Below are 14,209 nucleotides of genomic sequence, written 5' to 3'. Positions count from 1 at the left end.
CGGAACAAATCAATAGAGGGATTCCCATATGAAATCAGGAAGCAATTTGGAAAAAATACTGCGCGCCGGTCATTTCGCTTTCACCGGGGAGCTGGGGCCGCCCCGCGGATCCAACGTGGCGGCGGTTCGCGAAAAAGCCAAACCCCTGGTCGGCAATGTGGATGCCGTCAATATTACCGATAACCAGACCGCCATGGTAAGAATGTCCAGTTGGGCCGCCTCGCTGCTCGCCATTGAAGAAGGCCTGGAGCCCAACTACCAGATGGTCTGCCGGGACCGCAACCGACTGGCCATGCAGGCCGACATCCTGGGGGCCTCGGCCCTGGGGATTCGCAACCTGCTCTGCCTGTCCGGCGATCATCAACAGTTCGGCGACCACCCCCAGGCCAAAGGGGTGTTTGACATCGACTCCACCCAGCTTATCGGCGCGGTCAAAAAGATGCGCGATGAGGCCAAGTTCCTGGGGGGAGCGGACATTGACGAGCCCCCCAAAATTTTCATCGGCGGTGCCGCCAACCCCTTTGCCGAACCTCATGAGTGGCGGGTCCAGCGCCTGGCCAAGAAAGTCAAGGCCGGCGTGGATTTCATCCAGACCCAGTGCATTTACAACATGGAGCGCATGCGCCAGTGGGTCAAGGAAGCTGTGGACATGGGCCTGACCGAAAAAGTCTACATCCTGGCCGGGGTCACCCCCATGAAGAGCGTCGGTATGGCGCGCTACATGCAGCTCAAGGTGCCCGGTATGGACGTCCCCAATGAGATTATCAAACGCCTTCAGGGGGTGGACAAGAAGAAAGTGGCCGACGAAGGCATCAAGATCGCCTGCGAGCAGATCGAAGAGTTCAAGGAGATGAAGGGCGTTGCCGGCGTTCATCTCATGGCCATCGAATGGGAGCACAAGGTGCCGGAGATTGCCGAACGGGCAAAAGTCCTGCCCAGACCCGTGGTATAGTCAGCACCGACCATCCAAAGTCAACCAAGGATCACCAAAGGAGTTTTCACGTGAGTACTCAATCTAAAAAAGTCATGGTCATTGGGGGCGGGATCGCCGGTCTGACGGCAGCCTGGGAATTGGCGGGCCTCGGCGCGCAGGTCGCGCTGGTGGAAAAGGCCGATTTCCTGGGCGGCAACGCCATCCAATATGCCTGCAAGGCCACGGACGAATGCCGCCAGTGCGGTGCCTGCGCCGTGGAAAGCATGCTGAAAAACGTGGTCAACGAACCGGCCATCAGCGTCTATCTGGCCACAGAGGTGGCCGGTATCGACAAAAACGGAAACTTTAAAGTCGGTCTCAAAAAATCGGATGCCGCCAGAGACACCAAAGCCTGCGAAAGCGGGTATACAGCCAACCCCACCGGCTGCGCGGCAGTCAAAGGCTATTCGCTGAACAATGCCAAATACTATCTGGCCGACGGCAGCCTCAACCCGGAAACCACCGGCAGTGCGGACAGCCTGGAGGTGGACGCCGTGGTGGTGGCCACCGGATTTACCCCCTTCGATCCGCAAATCAAATCCACCTACCGCTACAAAGAGCTGGAAAACGTCGTCAGCGGCATGGATCTGGAGGCCGGCAAACGGGCCAACGGCACGGTGCTGCGTCCCTCGGACGGACAACCGCCCAAGAAGGTCGCCTTCGTTCAGTGCGTTGGCAGCCGTGACGAACGTCTCGGCAATCTGTGGTGCAGCCAGGTCTGCTGCCCCTATGCCCTGAGAACAGCCCAGTCGATGAAATACAAGGACCCCGAACTGGATATCACCGTCTTTTATATGGACATCCAGAACACGGGCAACGATTTCCCCGTCTTCTACCAGCAGTGCAAAGACGAGATGAAGTTCGTCCGCAACATTCCCGTGGACATGTACAAAACCGATGACGACCGCATCCGAACCCGCTACATGGCCGCCGAAGGCAACAGCGAGGCGGTAGAGGATGTCTTCGATCTGGTGGTACTCTCCGTGGGCATCATGCCGGGTGCCGACAACGCGTCCCTTTCCGAAACCGTGGGAGCACCGCTCAACGACGACGGCTTTTTTGCCTGTGCCGACAAGCTGAACCGGGCCCTGACGGGTCAGGAGGGAATCTTCGTGGCCGGCACCGCATCGGGACCGAAAACCATAGCCGAATCCATCGTCCACGCAGGTCAGTCTGCCGGCGAAGTGATGAAATATCTGGGGAGGGCCTCATGACACAACAGACACAAATGGAAACCATCAATCTGGCCACCGACGTTCTGGTGGTGGGCGCCGGTATGACCGGCATGAAGGCCGCCTCGGAAATCGCCGCCAACGGATACAAGGTGGTGCTCATTGACGAAGGAGCCGAGGCAGGCGCCGCTGCCATCGTCGATCTTGACGGTGTCGAGCAGGCGGCGTTCGAAGTGTTGCGCAAGACTGTCGAAGGCTCGGAGCTTATCGAGGTGCTCTCCGGAACCTGCATGGACGGCGCCGCCGGAATGCCCGGTGACTTCAAGGTCTGGCTGTCCGGCAACGACGACATCGTCGAAAAATCCGTGGGAGCCATCGTAGTGGCATCGGAACTGGTGGCCTGCCCAATGAACGAAGCCTTCGGACTGGAACTCTCCGATACGGTCATCAGCCAGAGTCAATTGGAAGCGAAACTGGCCGACAATCCGGCCGCCTTTGCCGGCAAGACCGTGGCTTTCATGCTGGGGCTGGCCCAGGACGGCCATCCTCTGGTCCTGGAGCGGGTGCTCAAAAGCGTACTGGCTATGGAAAGCCTGGATGAAACCAGCGCCTATGTCTTTTCCGGCGACCTGAAAGTTGCCGAAGACGGACTGGAGCGCCTCTACCTAGAATGCCGGGACAAGGGCGCCATGTACGTCAAGCTCACAGAGATGCCTGCTGTATCCCAGGAAGGCGGCCTGTCCATCACTTACGAAGATCCGGTTCTACAGCGCAGCGTGGCGCTGACGCCCGACATCATTGTGGTCGAAGAGGCCATCGGTGCCGATCAGGTCAACGCCGCTATGGCGGAAATGCTGAAAATCGACGTGGGGTCCATGGGTTTTTTGCAGACCGACAACGTCCACCGCTATCCTGTGGCCACCAACCGCGAGGGGATTTATGTGGTGGGCGGCAGCCGCCGTGTGAAAAAGCGGTACGGCGCCATCATGGATGCCGAAAATGCCGCTCTGCGGGTGCGCGACCTTTTGGGTAACGGCACTGTCAGCGTGCCGGCCAACAAAGCCGTTCTGGACACCGGCAAATGTACCTTCTGCCTTACCTGCTTCCGCTGCTGCCCCCATGGGGCCATCTACTGGACCGCCGACAACAAGCCGGTGATCTCCAAGATCGCCTGCCAGGGGTGTGGCATCTGCGCCTCGGAATGTCCCATGGACGCCATCCAGATCGGCGAGTTCAACGATGCCGCTATGATCGAAACGGTCACTCGTTCAGCAGCCGAAAAAAGCGGCGATGCTCCCACCATCGTGGCCTTCTGCTGCCAGAACAGCGGCCTGGAAGCCGCCCGAATGGCGGCCGACTTCGGCATGCCGCTTCCCAAGGGACTGAAAACCGTTGCGGTACCCTGTGCGGGCAAAGTGGACATCGACTACGTCATGCGCGCTCTGGCCGAAGGTGCCGACGGCGTCGTGGTCATGGCCTGCCACAACGGCAACTGCAAATCGGAGAAAGGCAGCCTGTACGCAAGCTGGCGCGCAGCAAACGCCCAGCAGACGCTGGAAACCATCGGCGTCGAGAAAGAGCGCATCTGCTTTGCCACCACGGCATCCAACATGGGATCCGACTTCTCCCGTATTCTCATGGAGATGGAAGCCAAACTCAGCGGCAAATAGTTTTACCGAGAATGTCGGTGGTAGGGGCATGACGCACCGTGCCCCTGCGATTAACACCGAAGTGCGAAAGTACTGCACCAATACCAAACGGCCGGCCTCCTTTCGGGAGCCGGCCGCTTTTATTTACGTATTCGAGAAATGAGACGGGTCTATGCTGCCTTGGACACCTTAACGGCACAGACCTTGAACTCCGGAATTCCGCAGACGGGGTCCAAAGCGGCGTGGGTCAGTTTATTGGCTGCCGCCTTAGCAAAGTGGAAGGGAATGAAAACGGTTCCATCCACGGCCTTGCGGGAAATGCGAACCCGGGCCTGGATTTCTCCCCGCCGTGAGGTGATGGTCACGCGTTCGCCTTCCTCGATACCCATTCCCTGCGCATCGCCTTGGGCGATCTCCACGAAGGATTCCGGAGACCGCTCGTTGAGTCCCTCGGTTTTCATGGTCATGGTGCCGGTGTGGTAGTGGTAGATCACCCGGCCGGTGGTCAGGTACAATGGGTAAGTCTCATCGACCAGTTCCGCAGGTGCGATCCATTCAATGGCGTGAAACAGGCCCTTGCCGCGAGTAAACTGGGCACCGTGCAGAATCGGAGTGCCGGGATGTTCGGGGGTGGGACAAGGCCAGTGCAGCCCCTCGTGTTCGATGCGGTCATAGCTGATTCCCGCATAAGACGGCGTCACGCCGGCCAGTTCGTTGAAGATCGCCTCGCTGTCCTTGTAGGCCATGGCGTAACCCATGCGCGTGGCAATATCGCAGGTAATCTTCCAGTCGTCCTTGGCCATCCCCGGCGGATCGACGGCTTTTCTGACGCGCTGCACCCGCCGCTCCGTGTTGGAGAAAGTGCCGTCCTTCTCCGCAAAGCATTTGGAAGGCAGCACCACATCGGCCATCCGGGCCGTCTCGGTGAGAAAAATGTCCTGCACCACGAGAAAATCCAGGTGCTTGAGGCAAGCTTCGGCATGGTTCAAATCCGGATCGGAAACCATGGGATTTTCGCCGATGATATACATGGCCTTGATCTCGCCCTCATGGGCCTTGGGAAGCATTTCCGTAACCTTGAGCCCCGCTTTGGTGGGCAGGCCGTTGACGTTCCAGGTGCGTTCCATTTTCTTGATGGCGTCCAGGTTGTCCACCGTCTGATAGCCGGTAAGCACATTGGGCAAACCGCCCATGTCGCAGGCCCCCTGAACGTTGTTCTGCCCACGCAGCGGATTGACGCCGCCGCCGCGAATCCCCATGTTGCCGCAGAGCATGGCCAGATTAGCCAGGGACTTGACGTTGTCCACCCCGGTGGTGTGCTGGGTGATGCCCATGCAGTAAAGGATGCTGGCCGCCGCCGCTTTGGCGTACAACCGGGCCGCGTCGATAAGTTGCCGGGCGGGAATGCCGGTAATGGATTCCACATATTCGGGGGTGTACTTCTCGAGCAGCACCTTCATCTCATCGAACTTTTCGGTACGCTCTTCGACGAAATTCTGGTCGTGAAGGCCCTCTTTGATAATCACGTGCATCATGCCGTTGATCCAGGCCACGTCGGTTCCCAGGTTGGGTCGCACCCAGGTATCGGCAAATTCGGTCATTTTGATGCGCCGGGGATCGACTACGATGAGCTTGGCCCCGCGACGGGTAACGGCCCGTTTGACGAATGTGGACAGTACGGGATGGTTTTCTGTGGTATTGGAGCCGGTGACGAGGATGACATCGGCTTCCTCGATATCGGCGATGGTGTTTGTCATGGCGCCACTTCCGAAGGCTGCGGCCAGACCGGCCACGGTGGAGCTATGTCAGAGCCGGGCGCAATGATCGATATTGTTTGTCTTGAGCACCGCCCGGGTGAATTTGTGGGCGATGTAGTTCTCCTCGTTGGTGATCCGGGCGCTGGTGAGCACACCCATGCTGTCCCCGCCGTGGGTGTCCCGGATCTCTTTGAACTTGCCGGCCACCAGATCGATGGCTTCTTCCCAGGTCGCCTTGCGGAAATGGCCGTCTTCCTTGATCAAAGGATCGGTGAGCCGCTGGTCGCTGCCGACGAAATCGAAGCCGAAACGCCCCTTGACGCACAGGCTTCCGTGATTGGGGGCTTCGTCCGCACCGGTCACCTTTACCACCCGGTTGTCCTTCGTGTGCAGGTACATCTGGCAGCCCACGCCGCAGTAGCTGCAGGTCGTGCGGACTTTCTCGGTCTCCCAGGGCCGTACATGATAGCGCACATCCTTTTCCACCAGGGCGCCCACCGGGCACGCCTGCACACATTCGCCGCAGAAGACGCAGTCGGAATCCTTCAGGGGTCTGTCGTTGGCGGCGATAATCTTGGATTTTGCACCGCTGTAACCGAACTGGATGGCATTGTTGACCTGTACCTCATTGCAGGCCTGGACACAGCGCCCGCAAAGAATGCAGCGGGAAAAATCCCGGACGATAAACGGGTTGACCATCTCGATGGGGTACTTGGCCGAGGTGCCTTTAAAATCTTCACCGGTGACCTGATAGCGGTAGGCCAGATCCTGAAGCCGGCAATCCCCCCACACCGTGCAGAGGGCATCGCTGCCGTCATCCTTTTCTACCCCCAGTTGAAACTGGGTCCAATCGCGGTCGTCGCGGCCGCGCACGGCGCAGTTGTGGTTGCCCGAAGAGAGCATCAGTCGCAGCGTCTCCTTGCGCGAGGCCACCACCTTGGCCGACTCGGTACGCACCACCATGTTGGCGGCCGCCGGAGTGGAACAGGCCGTCATCAGGTTTTCGGCGCCTTCGACCTCCACCACGCAGATCCGGCAGGCGCCGGTGGGCGTGGCTCCCTTCAAATGGCACAGGGTGGGGATGTCGATATCCGCCCGTCGGGCCACCTCGAGGATGGTTTCTCCCGGCTCGAAGGAAAGTTCGTTTCCGTTGATCACCATCAAGTTTGTCTGTTCCATAGCTCAGGCACTCCTTTGGGGAAGGTCCAATTGACGTGGTTTGGCATTCGCTTCGATTGAAGGCACACGAACAGTTTTTTTTATAAAATGTCTCCTGTTTTGTCAATCCGGGAATGCCGTACCGGCATCTTCAGATAGACCGCCGATCCCAGGATGCTACCGACGAAATCGGCCGCGACATCCATGAGTTCGGCCTGGCGCACCGCCACCAGGGACTGATGAAATTCATCGCTCAACCCGTACAAAGTGGCAAAGCCAATTCCCAGGAGCATCAGTTGCACCCCGGAAAACCGTCCGGGCCAGGTCCAGCGGCAGGCCCGGACGAACAGCGCAGCCAGCAAACCGTAGGCGATCAGATGCAGCGCCTTGTCTTTCAATGGAAAGGAAAGGCCCATGTCGGGCGAGGGGAAGCAGGACTGCAGGAAAATCGCCAGGCAGAGGATGATTACCGGCAGCCAGAGGATGAATTTATTGTGGTGACCGAGCATGGATTTATTTTTCAAACAGATCCAGCTCCAACCGCCTTTCGGCCACGTGGGCGGTTACCTGCTGCATGAACTGCTGCATTGGGATGCCGTAATGCACACTTCCGTCCAGGGTGCGCACGGAAACCGTGCCGGCCTCCTTCTCCTTGCCCCCGCAGGTAAGAATCAGCGGGGTCTTGGCCAGTTGGGCTTCGCGAACCTTGCGGTTGAGGCTTTCGGTGCGGTCGTCCACCTCGACCCGCAGCCCCGCCTGAATCATGGTACTTGCCACCTTTTCGGCAAAGGGAATCAGATCGTCGTTGATGGGCAGCAGCACCGCCTGAACCGGAGCCAACCAGAGGGGAAACTTGCCGGCAAAATGCTCGATGAGAACCCCCAGAAACCGTTCGATGGAGCCGAACACCGTGCGATGCAGCATGATGGGCCGATGCTTCTCGTTGTCCTTGCCGACATAGGTCAGATCGAAGCGCTCGGGCAGGCTCATGTCCAGTTGAATGGTTCCACACTGCCAGGTGCGGCCCAGAGCGTCCTTGATGTGCAGGTCGATCTTGGGCCCGTAAAAAGCGCCGTCGCCCTCGTTGATGAGGTAGTCTCGACCATAAGCATCCAGGGCGGCGCGCAATCCTTCGGTAGCGACCTCCCACTGCTCGTCGGTACCGATGGATTTTTCCGGCCGGGTGGACAGCTCCAGATGGAAGTCGAGGCCGAACTGGCTGTACATTTTCTCCTCGAGCCTTAAAAGATCGAGTATTTCCGACTGGATCTGATCGGCCATCATGTAAAGGTGGGCATCGTCCTGGTGAAAGGACCGCACCCGGAAAAGGCCGTTGAGCACGCCGGACATCTCGTGGCGGTGCACCAGACCGATCTCCGCTACCCGCAGGGGCAGCTCGCGATAGGAATGGGGACGGGTGCCGAACAAAAGCATTCCGCCAGGGCAATTCATCGGCTTGATGGCGTATGCCTCGTCGTCCACCTCGGTGGTGTACATGTTCTCGCGGTAGTTTTCCCAGTGGCCGCTCTTCTCCCACAAGGCGCGTTTTAAAATGATAGGCGTCTTGGTTTCCACATACCCGGCCTCGCGATGGGCCTCGCGCCAGAAATCCAGCAGCGCGTTCCATACCGCCATCCCTTTGGGGTGGAAAAAGGCCATTCCCGGCGCATCGTCATGGAAGCTGAACAGGTCCATGGCCGTGCCGATCTTGCGGTGGTTGCGCTTCTTGGCCTCCTCGATGAATTCCAGGTGAGCCTTGAGCTGCTTCTTGTCGAAAAAAGCGGTCCCGTAAATCCGTTGAAGCTGGGCCTTGGACTGGTCGGCCCGCCAGTAGGCGCCAGACACCCGCATCAGCTTGAAGGCTCGCACAAAGCCGGTGTGCGGCACGTGCGGCCCCCGGCACAGGTCGGTGAAATCGCCCTGTTTGTAAAACGAAATGGTGCCGTCAGCCAGCTCGGAGATCATTTCGGTTTTATAGGGTTCGTTCTTATAGAATTCCAGGGCGTTGGCTTTGGAAACCTCGTGGCGCTCCACTGGAATCTTGGCCTTGACGATGCGTTTCATCTCGGCCTCGATCTCGGGGAAAGCCTCTTCGGAGAGCGGCTGCATGTCGATATCATAGTAAAAGCCGTCTTCCACCACCGGGCCAATGGTGAGCTTGGCGTCGGGATAAACATGCATCACCGCCTGGGCCATGACGTGGGCGGCGCTGTGGCGCATAATTTCAAGGGCTTCCGGATCACGGGTGGTAATCAGACGCACCGCTGCATCGTTCTCGATGGTTCGATTCAAATCCACAAGCTGACCGTCAACTTCCATGGCCACGCATTCACGGGCCAGTCCTTCCGAGATACTCTTGGCAACGGCCAATCCCGTGGGTTGGTCTTCAAAGGGCTTTCGACTTCCATCGGGAAGTGTGATATGTATCATATTTCTATTCGCTTTCCTGTAACGGTTATGCGTGAAACCGGCTGAGAGCCAGCCAACAATTTATTGATAAAAAAACAACTTACGAGTTTTAAGGAAAAACCCCCTGCGGGTCAAGCAAAAAAAAATGAACCCTGTTGACGCGCCATCCTTCCAACTGATCCAGACACCTGCCGATCTGAAAGCATTCGCCCATCGCATTTGCCGGGAAAAGATGCTCGGCGTCGATCTGGAAGCGGATTCCATGTTCCATTACAGAGAAAAGGTATGTCTGCTGCAGATGGCCGGCAATGGCGAAAATGTGGTCATCGATCCTCTGGAAGTCAACGACCTGTCGCCGCTGGCGCCCATATTTAAAAACAGGAAGGTCTGCAAGGTGCTGCACGGATCGGATTACGATGTCCGCTCCCTGTACCGGGATTTTTCCATCGAGATTGACAATCTGTTCGACACCCAGTTGGCCAGTATGTTCCTGGGAGAGCAGGAAACCAGCCTGGGTGCGGTGGTCAACCGGCGATTCGGCGTGGTCATGGACAAACGCTACCAGAAAAAAGACTGGTCACAGCGTCCGCTGCCAGACGGGATGATCGAATACGCCGCTTCCGACGCCGTCCACCTGATTCCCCTGGCCCGTATGCTCATGGAAGAACTGGAGGCCAAAAACCGCCTGGAATGGGTCGAAGAGGAGTGCCGCCTGTTGTCCGGTGTTCGGCCAGTGGAAAACGGAGAGGAGCCGCTGTTTTTGCGCTTTCGCGGCGCCGGCCGCCTGCAGCGGCGCAACCTGGCGATCCTGGAGGGACTGTTGCAGTACCGCCGGAAACTGGCCATGAAAAAGGACCGCCCCCTGTTCAAGGTCTTTTCCAACAAATCGCTGCTGACCATCGCCAACGAAATGGCGGATACGCCCGAGGCGCTGGATCGCGCCGGCTGCCTGAGTGCTAAACAGATCCGCATCTACGGCAAAACCATCGCCGACGTGGTTAAAAAGGCCAAGGCGATTCCGACCAAAAATCTTCCGGTCTATCCACGCAAGCGGCGACCGAAAGTATCGCCCAGGGTCCCGGACCGCATCAAAGCCATTAAAACCTGGCGCGACCGAGTGGCCGCCGAGCTGGAACTGGACCCCGCCCTTTTGTTCAACAAGGCCCTGATGACTGCCATTGCCGTTAAAAAGCCTACCGGCATCGGTCAGCTTCGTGAGGTAGAGGGCCTCCGCAACTGGCAGGTGAAGGCGTTCGGGAAAGAAATAATACAGGTTTTGGCTGAGGTACCGTGATTTTCGGACGCTGAGTTTTCTTTTTCGCCGCCGGATTCCGCCAATTTACAGCACCGCTGACCATAGGGGCGGAACACGTCTCGCCCCTTCCATCCCGAACATGTAACACCATCATGTACTGCCCGCCCCATCACAGTCGCCTATGACCACGCGATTCCTTTGCCTTGAGGCCTGTCGTCAGTTGCGTCGCGAGTCTGTCGCAAGTTTACCCCCAAATGCGTCATCAAGGCGATACTGAGTTGCGATTGTCGAGCTTGCTTCTTGTGGAAGGAAGATGTCTTTTCGCTATTCGGGATAGGCAGGCCCACTCATCCGTAGAAACTTGAAACGCTCAATTTAGTCGATAGGCAAGCTGGTTGACCGAATATCATAATTGTATGGCAATCGGGAATCATTGGCTGCAGTTTTATACAAATTGATTTTTCGCACCAATTGTGCGAGTTTTTCCGAAAGGTAAACCCTCAAGCCACCTGATATTTTTAAAATTTTCAACTTGCTCGAAAATCTCTTTGTTCACTTCATCCTGACCAAACGAATCATCCGACAATCAAAGCAAGCCGGAAACCACTCCCATTTTGCTGGTCATAAACATGCAATGCAAGATCCGCTTTGGGCATTCGTACTCGTCCCATTTCCAATGCAATCGCCACGGGTACGGCCGGAAAAACATGCAGTTCGGCGTCTTGTCCATGTACGCGTTTGATTTCATCCATCAACCACCTGAAGGTTTGCCGAAACAGGGCCAGTTGCTCTCGGCTTTTCAAAATATCGTTGTTGGGGGCAACTGGTGATGAAGTCAACCGCCATATGGGGATGTTGGCACCCAGAACGGCCTTGATCCGCGAGTCGTCAATTGTGGCGCTTAAGGATAGATTCAGAGCCACACGTTTTCCATCATTTTCTGGCTGTTTCACGACAAATTCAAATGGTCCATCAGATGTCTGCCATTTCCAGTCTGGCGGCTCCCGGTGCAACTGGTAAACATCGGCTACCGGGATATCTGAAAGCAGGTGTCCCAATTCCATCAGCAGCGGCTGGGGAGCCAGTGCGAAGATGGACAGGTGATCGATGCTTCCGTTTTGCAGGCGGCTGCGGACTTTTTCACTGAATTGCCGTCTCAGGTTTTCTCTTTCTATTTCCCAGTAACGCGGTTCATCGTCCCGAAAGGCGCTGTTGACCATGCCGATTTCAAAGGCTTGGGCTTCGGCAGGATAGTGCTGCGGTACCATTGCCACGGCGGCTTTATCCCAACTCACATGGGCAGATTGTTGTCCGATATTGGCGCCATACAGCAATATATGACTCTTTTTATCTTCCTGGATGGAAGTCAGAAGTTCGATGCGTTCTTCATGCTTCCGTTTCATCTCTCTTAAACGATCAACTGGATGGCCCTCGACATCTTTTATATCGATCAGCCGGTGATGTTCGTCGCACATCAGCATGAGGTTGGATAGCGCATTGGCTAATTCTGCCGATAGCTCCTCGTCACCACGAGGGCCATGCGGTTTGTCTGCAATGATGTGGGCAATGTAGGCCGTATTGAATTCCGCCTGGGTCAAGGTGTCCAACCACAATGGCTTATTGCACCCTTCATATTCGCAACGGCCACCCGCCTTTCCCCATAAATGATTTCTAATGCTTCCTGAAATACTTGTCACCGACATGGTCATTAACCCCCATGTTTTGCATTGTCGATGGGTTCATTGCTGATAGATATGAGCGATATTCCTTGGCTAAACGTTTTTCCAGCTTCTTATTTCGGAAAAACAAGGGAAGCTCATTTCCCCCACGGATATATTCCATAATGCATGTGAAATAATCTTCATAGAATTCTGAACGTCGTTGAAATTGGGAAATTTTGATTAATTGTGGGCCATGACAGTGACGAATTCGCTTGCCACTTCCGCAAGGGCACGTCAAATGCCCCTTGTACTTACCTTCCGCAATCAGTTTTACCATCTGCAACGCCTGTATGTCCGTTTGCAAATGGAATGCCTCCTTGTACGAATCGAGCATGCCTCTTTCATGGGAATATTCGCCGAAGGGGACGACACCGTTCTTTTCGTAGCTGCAACGCCCAAAAAGATAGTGGATAAGCAAATTTTCAACAAATCCGAGAAGTGTCGGGTTCTCCCGGAACTTCATCTTCACTTGCAAGGGCGGTCCCAGGCACAACGCTTTACTGCGGTATTTGTGAAAGCCATTTGGTATCCGGCCCTCTGTTTCCCAGACAATCGGAACGGATTCTGGATAATCCGGAGGAATCAGAATCTCTACGTGAAAGCTGTCCTGGATGTATTCCTCATTATAGGACGCTGAAAGTTTTAATTCGCCACGTATCGTCCAAAGACCGGTATCAGTTTCATCAAGAACCAGTTCACGATAAAATTGATGCAGTTCTTCAAAGTGTTTGCGAACAATTGACCGTTTTTCAGTTCTCAAAACGGTGGCCATACGGTTTGAGAGGTTTCTTGATTTCGACATGACGCTCCTGATGCCGGTTGGCAGAGACCACCGCTGGCGCACCCAGCACGAACACCCCGGTTGATGCATCCCGCGTTATCTTTTCGCCGAAAATTTTTTGCATGGATTCGCCGATTTCCGGCATGCTGGATGCCTTCAGAACATCCAATAGATCTTGCGCCACCCATGCGACCCACTGAAAAAAGGCCTTTGCGCGGCGATTGTTGTCTTCGTGCCAGCGGTCGGCAAAGTTCTCTTCCGGGTTGACAGGGTTTGGGATATACCAGGTCCCATCGGCGTTCCGTTGAATGTATCGAAAGTCGCTTTCGGCCATTTCAAGGATATAGCCAGGATTCAGCAATCGGGCATGTGCGCTTAACTGCCGTACGACATTTTCAAGCGTGGAATAGAGGTCAACTTCGTTATTGTAGAAGCGCGCCGCAAGGGTGGTGATGATCATGGAGATGGGTTTGCAGTCTTCCAGCGAATGACCTGCAAACCTTGCATCCCGGTGGCGTTTCAGGATCTGGATTACCCGTTGCAGCGGCGTCCGGACCAATTGGTCGGGAACGGCATCGACGTTGGCGTATAAGGTATCGGTGCTTTCCAGAATGAGTTGTTTTTCTCTTTTTGCGATCCGTTCAAGAGCCACCTGTTTTACGCTGTCGAACCATTGTGCGTATCCGGCGGGATTGCTGGAGAGCCAATCATATTCGCCATGGTCTTTGTGGGTAATCGCAATGGCCTCCATCGCGAGATGCTCGGGGATGCCGGATTGGATCAAGGCCTGAATGAATTTTGCCTTTTCATAGGCTGCCGGGAGAATGTCCATATGAAACCCGACGCCATCGGCCTCGGCGTAATGCAGCGTCCAGCAACGCTTGCCTTCCTTGCCCAGCATGGGTTTGTAACGGCCGTTTTCCTTCAGCCGTCGGCCAGCCATGTGTTTGATCTTCTCGGGAATGATATTTCCCTTCGCGAATGCAAGCCGGCACACAAGGTCGATATCATAGTCGGCTTCCTTGCCGTCGCGCAGAGGGCGGACAACCGTTCCCAACCGGAACGATCCCTGAGGATAGATGGAAGGCAGGCCGTCGCTACCCTCGTATTCGCCCTCGTTTAACCACTTTCCCACGGCTTGGTAGCGCTCAACAGCCTGCTGGTATTTGCTTGGCGGAATGTCAAGTCTGTCGGAGAGGTTTTCAAGGAATTGGTTGTAGCGGAACTTGATTTCATCATTCATGGTGGCTTGCCTCGTTTCGCCCTTTATGGGCGGATACAGAAAAATATAAATCGTTACAAAATAAGTACATATTGATCTTCGTCAACATCAT

At 56.0% G+C, this 14,209-nt stretch carries 10 protein-coding genes; 4 read left to right on the top strand and 6 right to left on the bottom strand.

Annotated features, from left to right (window positions below; translation table 11 throughout):
* Window positions 1-28 precede the first annotated feature (28 nt).
* From GN111_RS28205 to GN111_RS28195, 3 genes are read left to right on the top strand one after another with little or no spacing between them, the layout of a single operon-like run.
* The gene (locus tag GN111_RS28205) at window positions 29-952 is read left to right on the top strand and encodes a methylenetetrahydrofolate reductase (RefSeq protein ID WP_155306946.1); all 924 of its coding nucleotides are present in this window, start codon (window positions 29-31) and stop codon (window positions 950-952) included.
* Window positions 953-1,002: 50 nt separating this feature from the next.
* Window positions 1,003-2,187, top strand: coding sequence for an FAD-dependent oxidoreductase (locus GN111_RS28200; RefSeq protein ID WP_155306945.1), 1,185 nt, complete (start codon window positions 1,003-1,005; stop codon window positions 2,185-2,187).
* Window positions 2,184-3,815, top strand: coding sequence for a hydrogenase iron-sulfur subunit (locus GN111_RS28195; protein WP_155306944.1), 1,632 nt, complete (start codon window positions 2,184-2,186; stop codon window positions 3,813-3,815). The genes GN111_RS28200 and GN111_RS28195 overlap by 4 nt, the downstream gene beginning before the upstream one ends.
* 149 nt (window positions 3,816-3,964) lie before the next feature.
* On the opposite strand, the gene fdhF is transcribed toward GN111_RS28195, so the two are convergent.
* From fdhF to thrS, 3 genes are all read right to left on the bottom strand, one after another.
* The gene (fdhF, locus tag GN111_RS28190; RefSeq protein ID WP_197740442.1) at window positions 3,965-6,730 is read right to left on the bottom strand and encodes a formate dehydrogenase subunit alpha; all 2,766 of its coding nucleotides are present in this window, start codon (window positions 6,728-6,730) and stop codon (window positions 3,965-3,967) included.
* Window positions 6,731-6,810: 80 nt separating this feature from the next.
* Window positions 6,811-7,233, bottom strand: a complete 423-nt coding sequence (locus tag GN111_RS28185) for a VanZ family protein (RefSeq protein ID WP_155306943.1) — start codon at window positions 7,231-7,233, stop codon at window positions 6,811-6,813.
* Entirely contained in the window at window positions 7,223-9,139 is a 1,917-nt protein-coding gene (gene thrS / locus GN111_RS28180) for a threonine--tRNA ligase (RefSeq protein ID WP_155306942.1), read from the bottom strand. The genes GN111_RS28185 and thrS overlap by 11 nt, the downstream gene beginning before the upstream one ends.
* 124 nt (window positions 9,140-9,263) lie before the next feature.
* Here thrS and GN111_RS28175 point away from each other — a divergent pair, with 124 nt between their 5' ends.
* Window positions 9,264-10,412 carry a ribonuclease D gene (locus tag GN111_RS28175; RefSeq protein ID WP_155306941.1) on the top strand — a complete coding sequence of 383 codons (1,149 nt, stop codon included), beginning with the start codon at window positions 9,264-9,266 and terminating at the stop codon, window positions 10,410-10,412.
* Between the two features lie 536 nt (window positions 10,413-10,948).
* Here GN111_RS28175 and GN111_RS28170 read toward each other — a convergent pair.
* Genes GN111_RS28170 through GN111_RS28160 form a run of 3 tightly spaced genes read right to left on the bottom strand, consistent with a single transcriptional unit; the run spans window position 10,949 to window position 14,118 of the window.
* The gene (locus GN111_RS28170) at window positions 10,949-12,082 is read right to left on the bottom strand and encodes an SAVED domain-containing protein (RefSeq protein ID WP_197740441.1); all 1,134 of its coding nucleotides are present in this window, start codon (window positions 12,080-12,082) and stop codon (window positions 10,949-10,951) included.
* A complete protein-coding gene (locus tag GN111_RS28165; RefSeq protein WP_170302496.1) occupies window positions 12,045-12,896 on the bottom strand; it encodes an SEC-C domain-containing protein in 852 nt (283 codons plus the stop codon). Before GN111_RS28165 ends, GN111_RS28170 begins: the two co-directional genes overlap by 38 nt.
* The gene (locus tag GN111_RS28160) at window positions 12,844-14,118 is read right to left on the bottom strand and encodes a nucleotidyltransferase domain-containing protein (protein WP_155306939.1); all 1,275 of its coding nucleotides are present in this window, start codon (window positions 14,116-14,118) and stop codon (window positions 12,844-12,846) included. Before GN111_RS28160 ends, GN111_RS28165 begins: the two co-directional genes overlap by 53 nt.
* Between the last annotated feature and the right edge of the window lie 91 nt (window positions 14,119-14,209).

The organism is Desulfosarcina widdelii (assembly GCF_009688965.1).
Lineage (GTDB): Bacteria > Desulfobacterota > Desulfobacteria > Desulfobacterales > Desulfosarcinaceae > Desulfosarcina > Desulfosarcina widdelii.
The sequence above is the reverse complement of the archived record's forward strand: the minus strand, read 5'-3'. Positions and strand labels throughout refer to the sequence as shown.

Coding starts and splice junctions, on each gene's coding strand:
- GN111_RS28170 (WP_197740441.1), bottom strand. CDS start 12,082: ATGACCATGTCGGTGACAAGTATTTCAGGAAGCATTAGAAATCATTTA.
- GN111_RS28205 (WP_155306946.1), top strand. CDS start 29: ATGAAATCAGGAAGCAATTTGGAAAAAATACTGCGCGCCGGTCATTTC.
- GN111_RS28165 (WP_170302496.1), bottom strand. CDS start 12,896: ATGTCGAAATCAAGAAACCTCTCAAACCGTATGGCCACCGTTTTGAGA.
- thrS (WP_155306942.1), bottom strand. CDS start 9,139: ATGATACATATCACACTTCCCGATGGAAGTCGAAAGCCCTTTGAAGAC.
- GN111_RS28195 (WP_155306944.1), top strand. CDS start 2,184: ATGACACAACAGACACAAATGGAAACCATCAATCTGGCCACCGACGTT.
- GN111_RS28175 (WP_155306941.1), top strand. CDS start 9,264: ATGAACCCTGTTGACGCGCCATCCTTCCAACTGATCCAGACACCTGCC.
- GN111_RS28160 (WP_155306939.1), bottom strand. CDS start 14,118: ATGAATGATGAAATCAAGTTCCGCTACAACCAATTCCTTGAAAACCTC.